Below are 20,261 nucleotides of genomic sequence, written 5' to 3' on the forward strand. Positions count from 1 at the left end.
ATACAAGAAACAAATAAGTCATAAAGTATTTAAATTATAGTCCAACCACCATCAACCATTAAATTATGACCTGTTATGAAAGATGCATTTTCGGAAAGTAAAAAAACTATTGAGGGCGCTATCTCTTCTGGATTAGCAAGTCTTCCCAAAGGAGACTTTTTAGAATATTTTTCTATAAAGGAAGAATGTTGATTTTTGGTATCTAAAACTCCACCAGGAGAAACGCAATTAACTCGAATACCATATTTTCCATAATAAGAAGCTAAATATCTTGTAAAATTGATAATACCCCCTTTTATTGCAGAATATGCAGCAGCCGATGTTCCTCCATAATCCTCATAAAGACTGAAGTCATTACCAACAACTCCATATATTGAACCAATATTTACAATAGATCCAGATGTTTGTTTTTCCATTGTAACTAATACTTTCTGGCTAAGGTAAAAAACACTATTCATTTGAGTATCCACATTTTCTCTCCAAGAGTCTAAAGGAATGTTTTCAAACTTTAGCCCCCAGTCTGAAGTTCTAGGATATGCTAAATTAACCAACCCATCAATTTTATTATATTTTTTTAAAACTTTGTTGAGTAAATCATCTATATTCTCGGGTTTTGTGATATCACTTATATAATAATTTACACCTTTACAATCGCCTTTTCTTAAATCTACAGCTATTACAATTACATTTAAATTGTTTAATAACTTGACTAAACTTGCACCAATTAATCCGCAAGCCCCTGTTACAATAATCACTTTTTCCTCTAATCCTCCAAGCATATTTTTAAAATTTTAAAAGCTTCATTAATATTATTAAAATCATTTTTCTTATTATGAACAACTTCATTTATAAAAAAGTTCATTTGGTGAACTAATGTTTCACCTATTTTATTTTTAGATTCAAATATTACGTTACCATTCAAAAATACACAATTTTTAAGTAGGTCAATAAAATATGTTCCTTCTTCACAGACAATTTCAAGTGTTCTTTTAGGATCTCTCCTATAATAATTTAATTGTACATTTACTGTGAAATTATCATATCTTAGCAAGTAGTTAGCATAATCGTAAGCACTAATATTTAATGAGGATTTATTAGAAAAAAATCTACTAACTGTAGTTGGTTGAGAAAATAGCCAATATATGTAATCTATTTCGTGTATTAAATCTATATGTACGCCGCCACCCAATTCTTTATTTGCACTATAATTTTTTCTAAAATCAATGTTTGGCCTCCATTCTGGCAAGTAGGAACCACAATATACATTTACTTCATTAATTCTTTTGTTTTCTATTAAACCTTTTATGAAATTTAAGCATTCTAAAAATCTTAAATTACACCCAATATATGTCCTAATTTTCTTTGTATTAATTTCGTCTATTATACCTTCGTGATCTATAGTATCAAAAACTGGTTTTTCTATAAATAGTGGGACTTCAAGGTTAATTAAAGATTTTATTGATTTAGCATGCTCAGATGTTGGGTTAGAAATTATAGCAAAATCAATATCAACCATTATATTTTGTAAATCGTAAATATTAACTACATCTTCAATTTTATTGGAGTTAGGCTTTGATCTTAAAGCAAAAAGATTGTAATCAATATTTAAGTTTTTAATTGCATCTATATGTTTTAAAGCTATTGATCCTAGACCTAATATTAATATATTCATAAATCAAAATCTAATTTTTTATTATTGATTAAATAATCCATAAACAAAAAATCAATCTCATGATCTAAATCAAAACAAGTATGACCCATCTCATAAATTAATGACTTTTCTGTTATAGCAGATTTAATATCTAAGTCAAAAAACTCTCTCCTGTACCAATAGAAAGAGGCGTTTAGGTCGTACACTTTTGGTGCCGACTGCCTTGTTAAAATGGTGTTATTTTCTAATTTTTTTACTAAACTATAAAACCCATTTGATTTTTTTTCGACCATATTAAAATAAGGACTTCTTGCTGCATTATTAACTGAAAATAAATTTAAAGCTTTTCTGTTTTTAACAATATGGCTAAAAGCCTCTTCTATATCTTTTAAGTTTCTCAATGGGGAGGTTACATCTAAATCAAGAATATAGTCATATTTTAAATTCGCTAAATTTTCTTCATAATTCAATAAATGTTTAATTGTTTCAATTTTCCCTACCTCATCTGTGGCCAGGTATGAAGGTCTGTCATATTTTGTATATAAACCAAAAGATTCTGCACACTTCTTTATTTTGCTATCATCAGTAGATAAAGCAATATTTACTTCATTTCCAAAACTTATTTTTTTAGCTAAATCTATACTGTAACCAATCAAAAATTTACCTCCAATAAGTTTAATATTCTTACCAGGTATTCCTTTAGACCCACCTCTTGCACAAATAGTAATTAATATATTCATTCTAAAACTTAATTTGATTAATATCTTTTTGTGCTTTTTCAAAGTCTTCGTGTTTCCCTACATCCAACCAGTAACTTGATAATGGATAAGAAACTACTTTTTTACCTTCTTTTATTAGTTTTTCCATTAAGTCTGTTGCATTATAAAAAACTTCTTCAGGTAAATATTTTAGGACAGATTTCTTCATTAAATAAATACCTCCATTCGAATAATAGGTATAGGATGGCTTTTCTTTAAAGCTAGTAATTTCTCTATCACTTGTTTCTAATACAGCATAAGGAACATTAACCCTGTACGGTATAGTAACTACGGAAAAATCTGCTTCTTGTTTTAAAAAATCAAGAAAAAAATGTTCATAATCTAAGTTGGTTAAAATGTCTGAATTGGTCAACAAGATATAATCATGTTCAAAATTTTTAATTTTTGATACTGCCCCTATGGTTCCCAAAGGATTATCTTCCCATACATATTGAATATTTATATTCTTATCTTTTCCATTCCCAAAATACCCTTCAATTTGTTCACCTAAATACTTTACAGAGAACCAATAATCATCAATGCCATAAAGACAGAGTCTATCTAGATTATGCTCCATAATAGGTTTTTCTCCTATTTTCAGAAGAGGTTTAGGTGTGTTGTCTGTCAATGGCCGAAGACGAGTTCCTTTCCCTCCTGCCATGATTACAGCGTCAATAGGTAAATAAGATCTTGTTTCTCTAAAATTGATAACATTAACTACTTTATCATCTTTATCTAAAACGGGTAAAATCCTAAAATTACCTTCTCGGTATTCAACTACTTTCTTTATATCCCTATCCCCTTTTTTTATAAATCTTGGATTAGCTTGAATAATTGTATTCACAGAATCATTTATAGATATTCCTTTTAGTAATCCTCTTCTCACATCTCCATCGGTAAGAGATCCGATCAATATATCTTGATTATCTACCACAAAAAGAATAGCATCTTTGGCCAAAAAGTCTAGCTTTATTAATGCCTTCTTAATTGTTGATTTTGAAACAATTAAATGATCTCTAAAATTCCTCATAACGTTTTAAAATTTCTATAATATTATCGGCTGCTCTTTCTTTATAATAAATATTTTTACCTGAATAAACTCCTAAATTAAGAGCAATAAAAGTTTTTTCTATGATATCTTCTTTATTAAAAGCAGCATTCAATATATTATTATTTTGTATCCTTCCTTTTTGTCTATTACCAACATTTATTACATATTTATTAAATGAAGCTGCTTCAATAATACCACTTGAGGTATTGCCTATCATAATTTTAGAATAAAACATTGCTGAAAAATAATTTTCTTTTCCAAAATTTTCTATACACAGTACTTGCTTGGGTAATAAATTTTTTAAAATCTCTATTTCTGCTCTAAAAATAGAACCCATAGTATCAGCATTTGGCATTGTGATTATCAAGAATAATTTTGTCGCAATTTTGGCAAGTGCTTTTCTCATTTCTATTGCAAACAAAATATTATGATTAGATTCTATTGTTTCAGGATGAAATGTAATTAAGGCAAACTCTTGATTGGGTATATTGAATTTTTTATAAAATATACTTTTGTCAATTGGTATAAAATTTTTAATATCTTCAATGCTTAAAGAACCTACAGTAAATACACCCTCTTTAGAATTATTTAATTGAACTATTTTATTCGTAAATACATCTGTAGCTGTTAAATGCAATTTAGAAGATAAGGTAATTTGATGACGATAAATATTGTCAATCGCACCTAATGTTGTTTCGCCTCCATGAATATGTGCAAAATTAACACCAAAGGGTATCCCTGCTTGGACCGCTGCACTCATTTCAAACCGATCACCTAAACAAAAAACTAAATCATACTTATTTATTTTCCAAAAATCAGCAAATTTTAAAACAGTTAAACCATAAGATGTTGCAATAGATTGCTCATCATCATTTGAGATTAGTGATGAAATAGCATGAATACAATGATAACCTTTTTTCTCTATTTCTGTTAAAGTATATCCGTGACTTTTTGATAAATGCGTTCCAAAAGCAATAATTTCTAATTGAAAAAAAGAATCATTCTTCAATTTATTAAGTAATGGAAGATAAATGCCATAATCTGCTCTAGAACTTGTTAATACACCTATTTTCATAATAAATCTTCCCATGTTAACTTATGAAAACCTTCTAAATCTTTTGAAACTTTCTTTCCAATAATTTCATTCCACTTCATTGAGCAAATACCATCTCCTGGCCTTAAGGAAATAATATCTTCTTCATTTATCACTTCTCCTTCTTTTAAACCTTTCTTTAAATGAATACTCTTTCGAGCGATACTTATATTCTTTTTTTCACTCTTACTTGGTTCTTTTATACCATTTCCAGAAATAGCTTCTTCAATATTTCTAATAGCCGAAACCATTTGTTTTAATTCTAGAGGTTCTAATGAAGCTCTATGATCTGGCCCAGGTAAATTTCTGTCAAGGGTAAAATGTTTTTCTATAACAGTTGCTCCTAAAGCTACTGCTGCAATTGGCACTTCGATACCTAATGTATGATCAGAATAACCTACATTAACTTTTAATTTTTCTCCAATAGTATTCATTGCCTTTAAATTAACATCTTTCATAGGAGTAGGATATTCTGTATTACAATGAAGGATAGTAACATTTTTTTTATCAACTCCGTTTTCAGTAATAATTTTTAAAGCAGTTTCAATTTCATTTAAATTAGACATACCTGTAGAAAGTATAACAGGTTTTTTCTTTTGGGCTATAGCCTTTAAATATGGATAATTTGTTATTTCACCACTTGGTATTTTAAAAATATTAAAATTTAAAGAATCTAAGTAATGAACACCTTCTACATCAAATGCAGTTGAAAAAAATTGAACACCTTTTTGCGTACAGTATTTTTGTAGCTCTAAATGATTTTTTTCAGATAATTCTAATTTTTTTAACATTTCAAATTGAGAGTCATCATTATCATTGATGTTTTTCTTTTGATATTCTGCTTTTTTTGCCTCCTTACTAACTAATTTATCCGCTTTAAATGATTGAAATTTCACATAATCTACACCTGCATTACATGCAACATCAATAAGTTTTTTAGCTTTTTTGATATCTCCATTATGATTTACTCCTGCTTCCGCAATAATTAAGACTTTCTTTCTCATATCCCAAGTTTATCTCCGACTCTTAATTTATAATTACTTTCAATTTCTAAAATTTCTAAAAAATTATCCTTTGTTTTGACAAAAAAGCCATCATTTGTTTTTGCTAATATTTGACCATTTGTACCGATATAATCTATTGCCTCACTAACAATTCTAGATTTGTTTATTTTTACCACATTACCCTTTACAAATGTTGTCGCCATTGGTCCTGGCTTATCTATCGCTCTAATAAAATTAAATAATTCTCTGGAATTTTTATTCCAATTAATAATCTCATCTCCTTCGCCTCTTCTTCCGCAATAAAAACCAACAGGGTGAATAAAGCTTTGTTTAATTCTATTGGAATTACCTAATTGTATTTCTTTAATCGCCTCATACAAAATATTGGCACACTCTATAAATGCAATTTTAAGTAGTGAGTTATAGCTATCAGAGTCATTAATGGGAAATTTTTTTTGTTTAATAATATCTCCAGTATCAATACCTTCATCAACATAATGAACCGTAATACCGAAATCCTTCTCGTCGTTTATTAATGCCCAGTTTAGAATATTCCGTCCTCTATAAAAAGGAAGTTTCCCAGCATGACAATTAATAACACCTAATTTAGGTATACTAATAATTTGCCTTTTAAAAATCTGATTAAAACTCATTGAAACTAATAGATCACAATTATAATCAATAACTTTAGCAATAAACTCTGGACTATTTATTTTTACTGGAAATAAATAATCAATATTATATTTAATTGAATAATCTTTCAATGTATTATCTTTAGTATCCGTTCTTGGTACAATAAATTTAATATCTAAAGATTTATCTTGGATTAATTTTTCAAATGCCAAATGGGACCATGGTCCATCGGCAAAATATCCTATTTTAATTTTATTTAAACTCATTTTATCTAACACTACTTGGAATATTAACTATTCTTTCTTCTAAAAATTTTGCATTTTCTTGGCTATCAATTTGACAATGTTGATACATTGGTAATCTAAACATTAATTGCCAAATTGGTCGAGTCATTACGCCTGAATTATTTGTCTCTCTCAACAACAAATCCCTTTCATTTTTATTATTTAACTCAAGACACATCAACCAATAATTTGCTTTTGTGTCTTCACTTTCAGTTCTAAAGTTAATTCCTTTGCTATCAAAAAAGGTTTTGTATCTTGTAGCAAGTTCTCTTTTATTATCTATAAAACCATTTAATTGCTCTAATTGAGCACATGCAAGTGCTGCATTTAAATTAGGCATTCTAAAATTATATCCTAATTCATTATGTACATATTCGTAAGGGTGAGCCTGTTTTGCTGTAGTAGTCAAAAATTTCCCTCTATTACCTAGATCAATATTGTTTGTTACTATAGCACCTCCGCCTCCACAGGTAACTATCTTATTTCCGTTAAAAGAAAAGCCTCCAACTTCTCCAAAACCACCTGTTGGTTTACCTTTATATTCACTCCCTAAAGATTCTGCAGCATCCTCCACTATAGGTATGCTCCAATCTTGACAAACTTTTAAAAGTTCGTCCAGATGCACTGGAAAACCAAAAGTATGCATTGGCATACAAGCACTTATTCTTCTTCCTGTTTTTTTATTATAACAACCATCCTCTCTTAACTCTCCAAATTCCTCTAAAAAATTCTTAACGGCTTTTGGAGAAAGCCCCATTGTATCTCTATCTACATCTAAGAATATTGGATTGGCATTATTATATGCTATAGCATTAGCTGTGGCCACAAAGGTTAAGGCCTGCGTTATAACTTCATCATCTTTTTTAACGCCAACTAATCTTAAGCCGACTTGCAATGCAGAAGTTCCATTTACTACTGCTATAGTTTTTTTTGTTTTTGTAATAGCACTTAAATTATCTTCAAAAAGATTAACATAAGCACCTACACTTGACACAAATGTAGAATCGATACATTCTGCTAAAAACTCTTTTTCTTTTCCTTTAAAAGTTGGAATATGTAGAGGTATAAATTCCTCTGAGTTAAATTCCTTTCTCACAAATTTTATTAAATCTTTATGCATTACATTTTAGAATCTAAAGACTTACCTAATTCTTTATGATCAAAATTAACTAGAAAGTCTTTCATTATTTTAACAATATCTGATTTTTTTGTATCACTATTAAGAAAAGCTTTATCAAACGCTTCTAATAAAGCCTCTATATCCTCTATAGCTTTTGGCTGCAAATCCACCACAACACCTAGTGCTCTATGTCTTTCCAAATCTACATTTTCTAATGAAGTAAAAAACTCTTCATAAGGTTTTTCTCCTGTAGTATTACTTCCTGAAAAATGTACTGGATATTTATGACTAAATTCACCCGAAGCCTTTGTAACTGCTTCTTCATCAGAAGTACAATAATCTAATTCATATCCTTTTTCTTCTAACAACTTGGTTGCCATCTCAGAAAAGGTCATCACTTGTTCTTGCCTCAATTTAGGAAAATAAATGTCCCCTGTATTACCTAAAATACAGGCCATTAAACAAATCTGCCCACTTTCTTCTGGAGAAACAAAGTAACGTGTAACGTCATTCGGTGCTGATATTGGTTGTTTTTTAGATATTCTTTCCAAAAATCCTTGAGGTAAAGACCCATTCGAAAATGCAACATTTGCAAAACGTGCAGTTGTAACAGGATATTTGGTAGAATAGGTCATTATCATATCCTCCATTATTTTTTTACTACCTCCCATTATATTAACAGGGTTTGCAGCCTTGTCAGTTGAAACACAAAAAAAATGTTTTGGCGGATAAGAAACTAATACATCTAATAGACCTTTAGCATTCATCACGTTATTTTTTATTAAGGCTTCCACAGAAAATATATCTTTTTCACTTCTAACGTGCTTATGAGCAGAAAAATTGGCTACAATATCAAAGCCACCTCTTTTTTTAAACATCTTATAAAAAACACTATCCGAATAACTCATAGGGTAAGTGACATACTCTTCGGGTACAACAATTTTGTTAGTACTTCTTATGTCTCTTGTTAATTCAGTTAATCCATTTTCATTGATATCGACTACAACCAAAGATTTAGGTTGAAAAGGTAATAATGCTTTAATATAAGAACTACCTATAGTACCAGCACCTCCAATAACTAGAACTGTCTTGTTTTTTATTTCTTTATTTAATTGGGCTTCATTTTGCTTAATATCTTCTAAGAACATGCTTATTTTCCTGTTCGTTACATGCTTAGATATAAAGTGATTGATATTTAACATCTTTTTTTATATTTCTATATTAAAAATTAAATAAATGATTTTTCAAAATCTAAACTTCTATTCAACTTGCTTTAAAATCTCATGTCCTGCCTTTAACAAATCAACATCTTTTTTCATTAATTTTATGTCACTTTGCATCATATCTTTTACTAAATCTACTAAATCATACTCAGGTATCCAACCTAACTTTTCTTTTGCTTTTGATGGATCTCCTAATAATAAATCTACTTCAGTAGGACGGAAATAAGAAGGATCCACGGAAAGCACCTCTTGACCAATATTTGGTAGCATAGATTTCTCCACCCTGGTCGAAATGACAGTAGCATATTTTTCTTGGTCGATACTTTTGACAAATCCTTTTTCATCAACACCTTCGCCTTTAAACTCAAGTTGCATACCTACTTCTGCAAAAGCCATCTTTACGAAATCTCTTACTGTAGTGGTAACTCCAGTTGCAATCACCCAATCTTCTGGTTGATCTGCTTGCAAAATCATCCACATCATGCGAACATAATCTTTCGCATGTCCCCAATCCCGTTTTGCTTCTAAATTCCCTAAAAACACTTTATCTTGCAATCCTAAAGCAATTTTAGCCACAGCACGTGTAATTTTTCTGGTCACAAAAGTCTCCCCTCTTCTAGGTGATTCATGATTAAATAACAAACCATTACACGCAAACATATCATATGCTTCACGATAATTTTTTGTTATCCAAAAACCATAAATCTTTGCAACACCGTAAGGAGAACGAGGATACAAGGGAGAATTCTCATCATAAAACCCTCTTTCATTTTTATTTTCTGGTAAACCTCCAAATAACTCTGAAGTCGAAGCTTGATAAATTCGTGTTTTTTCAGTCAATCCTAAAAGTCGAACTGCTTCTAATATTCTAAGTGTCCCTAATCCATCGACATTACCTACATATTCTGGCATGTCAAACGAAACTTTTACATGAGACATCGCACCTAGATTATAAATTTCATCAGGTTGACATTCCTGTATAATTCTTGTTAAATTCATTGAATCCGTTAAATCGCCATAATGTAATTTTAATCTTTGATTGGGGTCGTGTGGGTCTTGATATAAGTGATCTATTCTATCTGTATTAAACAAAGAGGCCCTTCTTTTAATACCATGAACCATATATCCTTTTTCCAATAGAAGTTCTGCTAAATAAGACCCGTCTTGACCTGTTATTCCTGTAATTAATGCTACTTTCATATTTTTTGTTTCAAAAAATGACATTAACATAAACTTTGACTTAGACTAATTTGTCTTTGTCTTTGTCTTTGTCTTTTAGTTTATAATTTTTCTTCTTAGTGCGTATATTCTTTTCTGCAAACTAGTTAGCTTCATAATACTTTCCTCTAAATGAGATTCTGATATATACTTTCTTCTTTCAGCTATGATTAATTGTGTTTCTAATTCAAAAGCTGACCCCAACCCTATTTCCAAAAACCTTGCAAAATCCTTTTCTGAATTTCTAGATGCTCCTTCTGCAATATTTGAAGGAATTGAAACCGCAGATCGTGTTATCTGAGAACTCAATCCATATTTTTCGGAATTGGGAAAAGCTTCTACAAACGTATAAATGGCATCAACAAGCTCCATACTATCTGTCCAAATATCATATTTTCTAAAATCTCTCAATATATACGTCTCTATTTTCTCCTTCGTCTTCGTCTTTGTCTTTGTCAAAGTCTACGTTAACTTTACTTCTTTAATATCTTCAATATTTTCTAAAAACCATTGATAGGTTTTTTCAATTCCTTCTTGCAATTCAGTTGAATACTCCCAACCTAAAGCTGCCATTTTAGAAACATCCATTAATTTTCTTGGCGTTCCATCTGGTTTCTCAACATCCCATACAATATTACCTTCGTGACCTATAACTCTTTTCATGGTTTCTGCCAATTCTTTAATGGTAATGTCTTTACCAGAACCAACATTATACAAATATTCAGGCAACTTATTCTCTAAAGCATATACTACTGCTTCTGCTAGATCGTCCACAAATAAAAATTCTCTCATGGGCGTTCCACTGCCCCATAAGGTCACATCTGAATTTCCATTTATTTTAGCTTCATAAAACTTTCTTAACATTGCCGGTAAAACATGTGATGTTTTCAAATCAAAATTATCAAAATAGCCATATAGATTTGTTGGCATTAAGCTTACGAAGTCTTTATTGAACTGTTTTCTAATTGCTTGGCAAGCTTTAACTCCGGTTATTTTTGCTATTGCGTACCATTCGTTGGTTGGCTCTAATGAATCTGTTAGCAAATACTCTTCCTTAAGTGGCTGTGGAGCCAACTTGGGATAAATACAGGAACTTCCTAAAAATATAAATTTATTGATATCACATTTAAGCGCACTATCAATTAAATTATTTTGAATTTGCAGATTCTCCATTAAAAATTGATACGGAAAATCGTTATTCGCCAAAATGCCACCAACTCTTGCAGCAGCATCAATAATAGCCTCTGGTTTTGCTTCTTTTAGAAACTCCAAAACGGCCACTTGGTTTTTTAAATCTAACTCTCCACTAGTTTTACCTATTAAATTTGTATACCCTTTTTTTTCTAAGGCTCTCCAGACAGCTGAACCTACCATTCCTCGATGACCGGCTATATAAATCTTTGAATCTTTATTCATATCTACTTTCCAACTTGATAATATTCAAAACCACTTTCTTCTAAATTAAAGGCATTGTATTGATTACGGCCATCAAAGATAACCGAATAATTTAATTTTTGCTTAATTTCTTGAAAATCTGGAGATCGAAATTCTTTCCACTCTGTTAATAGAATTAAGGCATCAGCGTTTGGTAGCACCTCATATTTTGAATTGTAATAGGATACTTCCTTAATTCCTTTAAAGAAAAAATCTTTCGCCTCTCCCATAGCTTTCGGATCATAAGCGTTTATTTTTGCCCCTCTTTTAATTAATTCCTTAACCACATTAATGGATGGTGCTTCACGCATATCATTTGTACCTGGCTTAAAAGCTAATCCCCATAAGCCAAAAGTAAAACCCCTTAAATCTTCACCAAAACGATTTATAATTTTTTGAGCAATTACTAATTTTTGGTTGTTATTCACTTTTTCCACTGAAGCTATTAAATTTGCTTTATACCCATTCTCTTCGGCCATCGTTTTCAATGCTTTTACATCCTTTGGAAAACAAGCTCCTCCATAACCAGTACCAGGATAAATAAAGCTATACCCTATTCTTTTATCGGAACCAATGCCAATTCTTACTTTATTTGCATCTGCGCCTACCCGTTCACAAATATTCGCAATCTCATTCATAAATGAAATTTTTGTTGCTAACATTGCGTTTGCAGCATATTTCGTCATTTCCGCCGAACGAATATCCATAGTTATAAAGCGATCGTGAGTTCTAAAAAAAGGTGAATACAATTGTTTCATTAAATCGAAAGCATAATCGGAATCTGCACCAATTACGACGCGATCTGGTTTCATAAAATCATCGATAGCCGCTCCTTCTTTTAAAAACTCAGGATTGGATACGACATGAAACTCTATATTTTCTCCTCTTTTATCCAATTCAGTTTGAATGGTAGCCCTCACCTTGTCTGCTGTACCAACAGGAACCGTAGATTTATCAACGACTATTAATCGCTTATTCATAGCCTTTCCAATAGATTTAGCTACTGCTAAGACGTATTGTAAGTCGGCTGAACCGTCATCATCCATTGGTGTACCTACTGCAATAAATACAAGCTCTGTATCATCAATTGATTTACCTAGTTCTGTTGTGAAAAACAAATTCTTATTTTCCACATTCTTAAAAACCATCTGTTCCAAGCCTGGTTCATAAATCGGAATAATGCCCTTATTTAATTTTTGAATTTTATTTTCATTAATATCAACACAGGTGACTTTGTTACCCATTTCTGCAAAGCAAGTTGCAGAAACTAAGCCGACATAACCTATACCAATAACCATTATATTCATAAATAAAAGCTACTTTTTATAGAAGAGATAAAACCAACTACATTTTATGTAAATAGTTTTTACTTAGGGATTGCTTCTTTTTCTTTTTTCAGCAAAGATAGTTTTATTTTAAAGTTATCAAAACCAATTGATAAATTTAGTGGATTATGATTGTCGGAATTTTTTACTACAAAAAAATGAAATTAATCCATAAATTAATTCGAAATTCATAAAAAAGGGTGCTTATCATATTTATTAGTTTCTCCCTGACTACGAATGGCGTGAATAATTTCAATTGATGATTTGGCTTCATTGATAGCAAATCCATTGCCTTTTAAAATTTCTTGGTAAGACAACGTATGTAAATCCGTAAAGCCATTACTAAATTCCAATTCTTGCCCACCTACAGTAATAGAACGAAACGTACGTTGTTGTTTTTCTTTAATGTCTAATGGTAAATCATTTGCATCTATGGATAGAAACCAACGGACTCTAGCATTTTCAAATTCTAAATACCCAGCCGCTTTATGGGGTTCATGCAGATGTGTTTCAATAGTTTGAACCTTTCCAAAAATCCAAGACAGCATGTCAAAAAAATGCACTCCAATATTCGTCGCTATTCCTCCCGATTTTTCTAAAGCTCCCTTCCATGAAATATCATACCATTTGCCACGAGAAGTGATATAGGTTAAATCTACTTCATGTTTGGTTTTTGAGTGCTGATTTTTAATTTTGTTTCTTAACTGAATGATGCTTGGGTGCAAACGCAATTGCAAAATAGTATGGATTTGTTTCCCATACTGCATTTCAATTTCTTGCAAGGCATCAATATTCCAAGGATTCAACACCAATGGCTTTTCACAAATCGCGTCAGCCCCAGCACGTAACGCCATACGAATATGGGCATCATGTAAATAATTCGGAGTACAAATGCTGATATAATCTAGAAACTGCCCATTTCGTTTTAATTTTTCTATGTGACGATCAAAGCGTTCAAATTCCACAAAGAAATGCGCATTAGGAAAATATGAATCCATAACGCCGACCGAATCAAATTTATCTAAGGCACAAACTAAGTTGTTGTTGGTGTCTTTGATTGCTTTTAGATGTCTAGGCGCAATATACCCTGCAGCTCCAATTAATCCGAAGTTCTTCATTATAAACTTTTATCTACCATTTCCTTAGGTAATATACCTTTTACATCATATACTACCGAAAGTTCTTTTTTTATTTCTTTTAAATTTATGCTTAGAAACTCATCATGAGCTACCGCCAAAACAATACCATCGTATTTCTTATTTGGCAATTGATTCACTGCTTCAATTCCATAAACCTGATCCACCTCTTTTGGATCAGCCCAAGGGTCGAATACGGTTACCCTTGTACCATATTCTTGTAGCGCAGAAACCACATCGATAACTTTAGAATTTCGAATATCAGGACAATTCTCTTTAAATGCAATTCCTAATACTAAAATACTAGCGTTTTCGATTGGCACCTTCCGTGAAACCATCAATTTAATCACTTGGGAGGCCACATAATCTCCCATACTATCATTAATTCTTCTACCGGCTAAAATAATACCTGGATAATACCCAATTTGCTGCGCTCTCTGTGCCAAATAATAAGGATCTACACCAATACAATGCCCACCTACCAGTCCTGGTTTAAAGGGCAAGAAATTCCATTTCGTACCTGCTGCTACCAATACTTCTTGGGTATTGATATTCATTAAACTAAAGATTTTTGCCAATTCATTGACGAATGCAATATTAATGTCTCGTTGCGAGTTTTCAATTACTTTTGCAGCCTCCGCAACTTTAATACTTGTTGCCAAATGTGTACCTGCTACAATAACTGATTGATACAATTGATCAACTTGTTTGGCTATTTCAGGAGTAGAAGCTGACGTAATTTTTAAAATGTTTTCAATCGACCGGTTTTTATCACCAGGGTTTACACGCTCTGGAGAATATCCCACAAAAAAATCTGAGTTATAGTTTAAACCAGAGGTTTTTGCCAAAACAGGTACACAAGTATCTTCAGTTACTCCAGGATACACGGTTGATTCATAGATAACAATAGCATCTTTCTGCATTACCTGCCCAACAGTTTCACTAGCCTTTATCAATGGCGTCAAATCCGCTTGATTGTTAATATCCACTGGTGTAGGAACAGTAATGATATAATAATCACATCCTTTCAAGTCTGATGATTGATCCGTAAAAAACAATCCGTTTTCTTGATCATCAACCTTCTTCAAAACGTTTACCAGTTCTTTTTTCTCTACTTCCAAAGTCGCATCTACACCTTCTTTTAGAGCTAGAATTCTATCTGGCTTAATATCAAAACCCACCACCGCATACTTTTTCGCAAAAAGATTTGCTAGAGGTAGTCCAACATACCCCAAACCAATCACACCAATTTTTGTTGTACTCATAAATAATTCCTACTAAATCTAAGGAACAAAAATAAGAAAAAGAAGGGCAAATACAGCCCCTCAAGTGGAAAACAAAAAGCGTGAATGTGAAACAAATACATTTTTGTCTTAAAACGAAGCAAACCAAAAGGAACATTTGCCTATTTAAAATGTAATATTGGAGCCCAATAAGCTTAAAAAAAAAAAAAAAAAAATAGTAATGAGGATTAAAACTCTTTTACAAATAAGATATTTGTAAAACATACTTATTTAAAAAGTATTGATAGAATCTGGCAAAAGTTAAGATACATTTTAACCAAAGTTACCATACTTTTGGATTGGTGTTTCCTTACTTTTTATCAAAACACAAAGGCAAAAAAAAATGGGTTTTGGATGTTTGCACAACCAAAACCCACTTACTGCAAGGCTATTTTCCTAGCTCAGCGTATAACTTACGCTTGACAATACATTTCGCAAACGTTTGTCTGGTCTAAAATTGATATGTGCCTTTTTCACTGCAGCAACAGTCAATTCATCTTCGTTTAAAATTCCTTCTGAATTTACACCAATCTGAAATGAACCCAACTTATCCAATTTTACAATTTTTCCTTGTTTTAGTTCGTCGGAAATATTGTGCAGTAAAGAAAGTAAAACAGCATAGCAATCTGCTTCTCTCACTGTACTTTGATTGGATACTAAATAGGCCAATCGTTCTAGATCTGTTGTTCCTGTAGATACGGCTTGCGCATAAAATTTATTTTCCGTTGTTCTGTCCTGTGGATTCGGACGTGAAATTGATTTAAGTTTAATCATTTTTCAAAAATTTAAAAATTAATACAATACTTTTTTAATGAGGCTATTGCAAATACACCTCTTCCGTACGCTTTTTAAAACTCAGTAAACACTACTCTTTTACTCACGAATTTGAGTTAAAGACACCACTATTTTTAAATAGTAATGGAGTTGAAATAAAATTTAAGTCATTGTGCTTACCCTACAGGATGTTGGCCTGTTTTAAAAATTAAACATTTTTTTGGTAAGCTTTCGGAAGTATTGTATTTTTATGGTCTGAAGATAAAACACATACAACACGAAAGTGTTACCGTTTTAAAAGTCTTAAAGCAACATCTTTAAGGCTTTTTTTATGTTTATGAAATTTTAAGTATCTCATTACACATTGTAAAGATTAGAACTCTTGCAACAAAAGTCAATAGTGTTTTAACTTTAAATCTTCAAAGTTTTCAACAACCAAAAATTAACTTTGAACAGCAATAAAATAACGATAAATCATTGTAATATTATTGAATTTTAGTATCATTTTTGAATGGAATGATTGCACCGAATTCAGACAAAATATTGAGGTAAAAAGGTGTTTTCGCCATTCAATGATCTATCAGAAACCTAAATTTATATGTCATTTTAGTATCATTATGGATGATATAAAACTCATTAGGTTATTTCTTCTAAAGATTTATAACTCTAAAAAATATTTGGTTTTTTTAGCGAAATTGTTGATAAGTCTAAAATATATTTCGTGAAAATCTCGTCAAATCTTTAAAATTTCTTTGTGTTTTTGATTGGTTTTAGTTCGATTATTATTCAAAAGTTTTCATTTTTTTTAGTCAGCGTTTAGTTTTTAGATCTCTCCACAAGTCGAGATAACATTTAGTTCTTAAGTGTAATTTGTAAACTAAAAGCATGATACAAATTGTCATTTCGAGTGCAGCGTAAGCAGAGTCGAGAAATCTCTTTTTTTCAAAACTTAAATTTGAAATCTTATAATTATTATTGGTTTGCATAGAGATCTCTCCACAAGGTCGAGATGACAGGTAGATAATATTTTACCTACAGAACTAAAACCATAAATAGGCCTTGTCATTTCGAGTACAGCGTAAGCGGAGCCGAGAAATCTCAGAACTCATTTTTGATATTGTTCTTTTTTCCATCGCTGAAAAAAGAACCAAAAAAATCTAGACTTATTTTTCGCTACGCGAGCTACCTACATCCAAAATATATTTTGGCTTTGGCAATTTAAATTCTACTTATTATTCCATTAACGCACCCAGACCATTGCATTTTTTTGGCGCTTGCCATTTCATAAGAATTGAATTTCTACAAATAGGAAAAGTATGTCGGCTTGGTGCAATCTATAATTCTAAGTGTCATTTTCAAAGTTACTTGTGGTTTCGGGTGCAGCGTGAGCGGAACCGAGAAATCTCTTTTTTTTAAACTTTAATTTGAAATCCTATAGTTTTTATTGGTTTGCTTAGAGATCTCTCCACAGGGTCGAGATGACATTTAGTTCTTAAATGTAATTTGTAAACTAACAACATGATTCAATTTGTCATTTCGACTATAGCTTTTTTTAGCGGAATGGAGAAATCTTTATGTTTGATAAGACTTAATAATTGAAGATTCTGTAATTTTTACTGGTTGACATGGAGATCTCTCCACAAGGTCGAGATGACAGGTAGGAACTATTTTAACTTTAGAACTAAAAACATAAATCCCTCTTGTCATTTCGAGTACAGCGTAAGCGGAATCGAGAAATCTCTTTTTTATTAATAAGATCCAATAGTTTGAGATCTCTCCACATGGTCTAGATGACAGGTAGGTTTATAAATATAAAGGGATTAGATATTATCCCTAGTTGAAACCGCTCCTGCAAATACAATCCTTGGCACTGCGTGCAACGTATTTTTTTATTTCAACAAAACCGCTATGCAAGCATGCGATTTTTTATGAAATAAAAAAATCCTGTCGATTTCTCGACAGGATTGTATCTGATGTGGGCAATGAGGGATTCGAACCCCCGACCCCCTCGGTGTAAACGAGGTGCTCTGAACCAACTGAGCTAATTGCCCTAAGCGGTTGCAAATATAACATAGATTTTAAATCTACCAAACATAAATTCAAATTTATTTTATATTATTTCTGCAATTACGAATGTACTACCACCAATATAAATGACATCTTGTTGATTAGCAATTGTTAATGCTTCTTGATACGCCATTTGAACACTTTCAAAAAAATTACCTTTAAGATTGTATTTTGACGCCTTTTGCATTAATGCTTCTGCTGATAAACCTCTTGGAATATTTGGCATACAAAAATAATAGGTTGCATTTGTAGGAAATAAGGGTAAAATATCATCCAAGTCTTTATCAGAAACTACACCAAGTACTATGTGTAATTTGTGGTACGTTTCTTTTTGAAGTTGCTTCATTACAGTTTGCAAACCCTCTTTATTATGCGCTGTATCACAAATGACTTTTGGTGCTTCTTTTAAAATCTGCCACCTTCCTTGTAAATTGGTGTTCTGAACCACATTTAATAATCCTTTTTGGATGGCTTTTTCTGAAACTTTAAAAGTGTATAAATTATGAATGGCTGTAACAGCCGTTTTCACATTGGCTTTTTGGTATTTCCCTAATAAATCTGTTGCATATTCATAATTGGTATCTGAAGCAAATTGAATTTTGGCATCTAATGCTTTTGCTTTTTCTAGAAACACATGTTCAACCTCAGGTTGCCTTTCACCTATAACCAATGGTATCTTTGGTTTGATAATTCCGGCTTTTTCTGATGCAATTTTTGGCAATGTATCTCCTAAAATTTGCACATGATCTAAACCGATATTCGTAATCACCGCTATTTCTGGAGAGATGATGTTTGTAGAATCCAATCGACCACCTAAACCCACTTCGACAATAGTAACATCTACTTTCTCTTTAGCAAAATAATCGAAAGCCAAACCAACTGTCATTTCAAAAAAGGAAAGCTGTTGTTCTTTTAAAAACGTTTGATGTTTTGCAATAAATGAGGTTACCTTTTCTTTCGGAATCTCATCACCATTAATTCGAATGCGTTCTGTAAAACTTTTTAAATGCGGTGACGTATACAAACCTACCTTATAGCCTGCCTCTTGCAAAACAGAAGCCAACATGTGAGATGTAGAGCCTTTACCATTAGTCCCACCAACATGGATGCTTTTAAACTTTTTTTCTGGATGTTCTAAAACCTTAGAAAAAGCAACGATATTCGTTAGGTCTTTTTTGAAAGCAGTTTTTCCCTCCTTTTGATACATTGGAAGTTGTGCAAACATCCAATCTAAGGTTTGTTGGTAGGTCATTAAACGAGCTAGTTTATTTCTCTTTACCTTTTAAATTTTCTTTCTCCTGTACTTCCTTTCTAAGTCCACTGCTTGAAAAACGGTGTTCTCTTTTATTAAAATATAATTCTATTCCTTTTTCTTCGCAGTATTTTCTACCCGTAAATTGCTTACTGGCATATTCTTCACCAATAATTCTTACATCAACCTTAAAAGAGCGTAATACATCTTCTAAATCTTGCTCTGTAGCATAGGGTACAATCTCATCTACAAACCTACATCCTTTTAATTGAATGTAACGTTCTACTACAGATTGTACTGGCATGTTTTTTTCAGGACGATCTAAAGTTGGATCTGTTTGTAACCCACAAATTAAATAATCGCACTGGCGTTTTGCATCCTCTAGCATCGTGATATGCCCTGCATGTAATAAATCGAAGGCACTAAAAGTTATTCCTATTTTCATAATTGATTTTTCTAAATTTATTTTTTTCCTAACAACCAAGAAGAAGATTGTATTTTATCTCCCAAACCATCAATAAGTTGTATTCCTAATTCATTACAAATTGGAGCTTCTGGAATAGAATTATTGTCTTGATCTCCTCCGTTTGCAAAACCTAATTGATAGTCATCTCCATACTTTTCTTGTAAAGAACGAATTGATTCACACACAGTTCTGTCTTTATCAATAGAAATAATTGCTTTATCTACAGCCTTAATATTCTGTACAATAAACAAACGTTCATCTTCTTTTTGAAATTCTTTAGAACCCTTTAAACCTCTTTGCAAATCGCTATTTACGATAACAAACAACTCATCTGCCAATGCTTTAGCATTGTTAAAATATTCTAAATGACCTTTGTGAATTGGATTAAAATAACCAGAAACGATAATTGCTTTTTTCTTCATTTTTTTTAAGTTTTGAGTAAAATTAAATCCTTTCTAAACAGATTATAAACGATTCAATTACAAATTA

General features: G+C 31.5%; 19 protein-coding genes and 1 tRNA gene. All 20 read right to left on the minus strand.

All coding sequences use genetic code 11. The features are described from left to right. Window positions 1-29 precede the first annotated feature (29 nt). Window positions 30-779, minus strand: a complete 750-nt coding sequence (locus MED152_RS05625) for an SDR family oxidoreductase (RefSeq protein ID WP_015480896.1) — start codon at window positions 777-779, stop codon at window positions 30-32. Next, the gene (locus MED152_RS05630; protein WP_015480897.1) at window positions 764-1,672 is read right to left on the minus strand and encodes a Gfo/Idh/MocA family protein; all 909 of its coding nucleotides are present in this window, start codon (window positions 1,670-1,672) and stop codon (window positions 764-766) included. Before MED152_RS05630 ends, MED152_RS05625 begins: the two co-directional genes overlap by 16 nt. Next, the gene (locus tag MED152_RS05635) at window positions 1,669-2,391 is read right to left on the minus strand and encodes an acylneuraminate cytidylyltransferase family protein (protein WP_015480898.1); all 723 of its coding nucleotides are present in this window, start codon (window positions 2,389-2,391) and stop codon (window positions 1,669-1,671) included. Before MED152_RS05635 ends, MED152_RS05630 begins: the two co-directional genes overlap by 4 nt. 1 nt (window position 2,392) lies before the next feature. Continuing rightward, complete coding sequence (locus MED152_RS05640) at window positions 2,393-3,439, minus strand: nucleotidyltransferase family protein (protein WP_015480899.1); 1,047 nt, start codon at window positions 3,437-3,439, stop codon at window positions 2,393-2,395. After that, entirely contained in the window at window positions 3,426-4,550 is a 1,125-nt protein-coding gene (gene neuC / locus MED152_RS05645; RefSeq protein WP_238559165.1) for a UDP-N-acetylglucosamine 2-epimerase, read from the minus strand. Before neuC ends, MED152_RS05640 begins: the two co-directional genes overlap by 14 nt. Beyond that, complete coding sequence (gene neuB, locus MED152_RS05650) at window positions 4,532-5,557, minus strand: N-acetylneuraminate synthase (protein ID WP_015480901.1); 1,026 nt, start codon at window positions 5,555-5,557, stop codon at window positions 4,532-4,534. Before neuB ends, neuC begins: the two co-directional genes overlap by 19 nt. Then, a complete protein-coding gene (locus MED152_RS05655; RefSeq protein ID WP_015480902.1) occupies window positions 5,554-6,456 on the minus strand; it encodes a methionyl-tRNA formyltransferase in 903 nt (300 codons plus the stop codon). The genes neuB and MED152_RS05655 overlap by 4 nt, the downstream gene beginning before the upstream one ends. A gap of 1 nt (window position 6,457) precedes the next feature. Then, entirely contained in the window at window positions 6,458-7,594 is a 1,137-nt protein-coding gene (locus tag MED152_RS05660) for a LegC family aminotransferase (RefSeq protein ID WP_015480903.1), read from the minus strand. Continuing rightward, complete coding sequence (locus MED152_RS05665; RefSeq protein ID WP_041383408.1) at window positions 7,594-8,796, minus strand: polysaccharide biosynthesis protein; 1,203 nt, start codon at window positions 8,794-8,796, stop codon at window positions 7,594-7,596. The genes MED152_RS05660 and MED152_RS05665 overlap by 1 nt, the downstream gene beginning before the upstream one ends. 57 nt (window positions 8,797-8,853) lie before the next feature. Next, window positions 8,854-10,017 (minus strand): GDP-mannose 4,6-dehydratase, encoded by a 1,164-nt coding sequence (gmd, locus tag MED152_RS05670; protein WP_041383894.1) that lies wholly within the window; start codon window positions 10,015-10,017, stop codon window positions 8,854-8,856. Window positions 10,018-10,092: 75 nt separating this feature from the next. Continuing rightward, window positions 10,093-10,446, minus strand: a complete 354-nt coding sequence (locus MED152_RS05675) for a four helix bundle protein (RefSeq protein ID WP_015480906.1) — start codon at window positions 10,444-10,446, stop codon at window positions 10,093-10,095. A gap of 51 nt (window positions 10,447-10,497) precedes the next feature. Continuing rightward, window positions 10,498-11,451, minus strand: a complete 954-nt coding sequence (locus MED152_RS05680; RefSeq protein WP_015480907.1) for a GDP-L-fucose synthase — start codon at window positions 11,449-11,451, stop codon at window positions 10,498-10,500. A 2-nt stretch (window positions 11,452-11,453) separates the two neighbouring features. Next, window positions 11,454-12,776, minus strand: coding sequence for a UDP-glucose/GDP-mannose dehydrogenase family protein (locus MED152_RS05685; RefSeq protein ID WP_015480908.1), 1,323 nt, complete (start codon window positions 12,774-12,776; stop codon window positions 11,454-11,456). Between the two features lie 206 nt (window positions 12,777-12,982). Next, a complete protein-coding gene (locus MED152_RS05690) occupies window positions 12,983-13,912 on the minus strand; it encodes a Gfo/Idh/MocA family protein (RefSeq protein ID WP_015480909.1) in 930 nt (309 codons plus the stop codon). Continuing rightward, window positions 13,912-15,195 carry a nucleotide sugar dehydrogenase gene (locus MED152_RS05695; protein WP_015480910.1) on the minus strand — a complete coding sequence of 428 codons (1,284 nt, stop codon included), beginning with the start codon at window positions 15,193-15,195 and terminating at the stop codon, window positions 13,912-13,914. Before MED152_RS05695 ends, MED152_RS05690 begins: the two co-directional genes overlap by 1 nt. Window positions 15,196-15,609: 414 nt before the next feature. Next, a complete protein-coding gene (locus tag MED152_RS05700; protein ID WP_015480911.1) occupies window positions 15,610-15,987 on the minus strand; it encodes an HU family DNA-binding protein in 378 nt (125 codons plus the stop codon). A 1,976-nt stretch (window positions 15,988-17,963) separates the two neighbouring features. Continuing rightward, a tRNA-Val gene (locus MED152_RS05705) sits at window positions 17,964-18,038 on the minus strand. A 59-nt stretch (window positions 18,039-18,097) separates the two neighbouring features. Then, window positions 18,098-19,306, minus strand: coding sequence for a folylpolyglutamate synthase/dihydrofolate synthase family protein (locus MED152_RS05710; protein ID WP_015480912.1), 1,209 nt, complete (start codon window positions 19,304-19,306; stop codon window positions 18,098-18,100). Between the two features lie 13 nt (window positions 19,307-19,319). Beyond that, the gene (locus MED152_RS05715) at window positions 19,320-19,751 is read right to left on the minus strand and encodes an adenylyltransferase/cytidyltransferase family protein (RefSeq protein ID WP_015480913.1); all 432 of its coding nucleotides are present in this window, start codon (window positions 19,749-19,751) and stop codon (window positions 19,320-19,322) included. A gap of 17 nt (window positions 19,752-19,768) precedes the next feature. Further along, window positions 19,769-20,194, minus strand: coding sequence for an adenylyltransferase/cytidyltransferase family protein (locus MED152_RS05720; RefSeq protein ID WP_015480914.1), 426 nt, complete (start codon window positions 20,192-20,194; stop codon window positions 19,769-19,771). Window positions 20,195-20,261: the final 67 nt, after the last annotated feature.

It is taken from the genome of Polaribacter sp. MED152, from assembly GCF_000152945.2.
Lineage (GTDB): Bacteria > Bacteroidota > Bacteroidia > Flavobacteriales > Flavobacteriaceae > Polaribacter.

What these genes read in the sequence shown, in the direction of transcription:
- MED152_RS05625 (WP_015480896.1), bottom strand. Translation starts at nt 779, where the DNA reads ATGCTTGGAGGATTAGAGGAAAAAGTGATTATTGTAACAGGGGCTTGC.
- MED152_RS05630 (WP_015480897.1), bottom strand. Translation starts at nt 1,672, where the DNA reads ATGAATATATTAATATTAGGTCTAGGATCAATAGCTTTAAAACATATA.
- MED152_RS05635 (WP_015480898.1), bottom strand. Translation starts at nt 2,391, where the DNA reads ATGAATATATTAATTACTATTTGTGCAAGAGGTGGGTCTAAAGGAATA.
- MED152_RS05640 (WP_015480899.1), bottom strand. Translation starts at nt 3,439, where the DNA reads ATGAGGAATTTTAGAGATCATTTAATTGTTTCAAAATCAACAATTAAG.
- neuC (WP_238559165.1), bottom strand. Translation starts at nt 4,550, where the DNA reads ATGGGAAGATTTATTATGAAAATAGGTGTATTAACAAGTTCTAGAGCA.
- neuB (WP_015480901.1), bottom strand. Translation starts at nt 5,557, where the DNA reads ATGAGAAAGAAAGTCTTAATTATTGCGGAAGCAGGAGTAAATCATAAT.
- MED152_RS05655 (WP_015480902.1), bottom strand. Translation starts at nt 6,456, where the DNA reads ATGAGTTTAAATAAAATTAAAATAGGATATTTTGCCGATGGACCATGG.
- MED152_RS05660 (WP_015480903.1), bottom strand. Translation starts at nt 7,594, where the DNA reads ATGCATAAAGATTTAATAAAATTTGTGAGAAAGGAATTTAACTCAGAG.
- MED152_RS05665 (WP_041383408.1), bottom strand. Translation starts at nt 8,796, where the DNA reads ATGTTAAATATCAATCACTTTATATCTAAGCATGTAACGAACAGGAAA.
- gmd (WP_041383894.1), bottom strand. Translation starts at nt 10,017, where the DNA reads ATGAAAGTAGCATTAATTACAGGAATAACAGGTCAAGACGGGTCTTAT.
- MED152_RS05680 (WP_015480907.1), bottom strand. Translation starts at nt 11,451, where the DNA reads ATGAATAAAGATTCAAAGATTTATATAGCCGGTCATCGAGGAATGGTA.
- MED152_RS05685 (WP_015480908.1), bottom strand. Translation starts at nt 12,776, where the DNA reads ATGAATATAATGGTTATTGGTATAGGTTATGTCGGCTTAGTTTCTGCA.
- MED152_RS05690 (WP_015480909.1), bottom strand. Translation starts at nt 13,912, where the DNA reads ATGAAGAACTTCGGATTAATTGGAGCTGCAGGGTATATTGCGCCTAGA.
- MED152_RS05695 (WP_015480910.1), bottom strand. Translation starts at nt 15,195, where the DNA reads ATGAGTACAACAAAAATTGGTGTGATTGGTTTGGGGTATGTTGGACTA.
- MED152_RS05700 (WP_015480911.1), bottom strand. Translation starts at nt 15,987, where the DNA reads ATGATTAAACTTAAATCAATTTCACGTCCGAATCCACAGGACAGAACA.
- MED152_RS05710 (WP_015480912.1), bottom strand. Translation starts at nt 19,306, where the DNA reads ATGACCTACCAACAAACCTTAGATTGGATGTTTGCACAACTTCCAATG.
- MED152_RS05715 (WP_015480913.1), bottom strand. Translation starts at nt 19,751, where the DNA reads ATGAAAATAGGAATAACTTTTAGTGCCTTCGATTTATTACATGCAGGG.
- MED152_RS05720 (WP_015480914.1), bottom strand. Translation starts at nt 20,194, where the DNA reads ATGAAGAAAAAAGCAATTATCGTTTCTGGTTATTTTAATCCAATTCAC.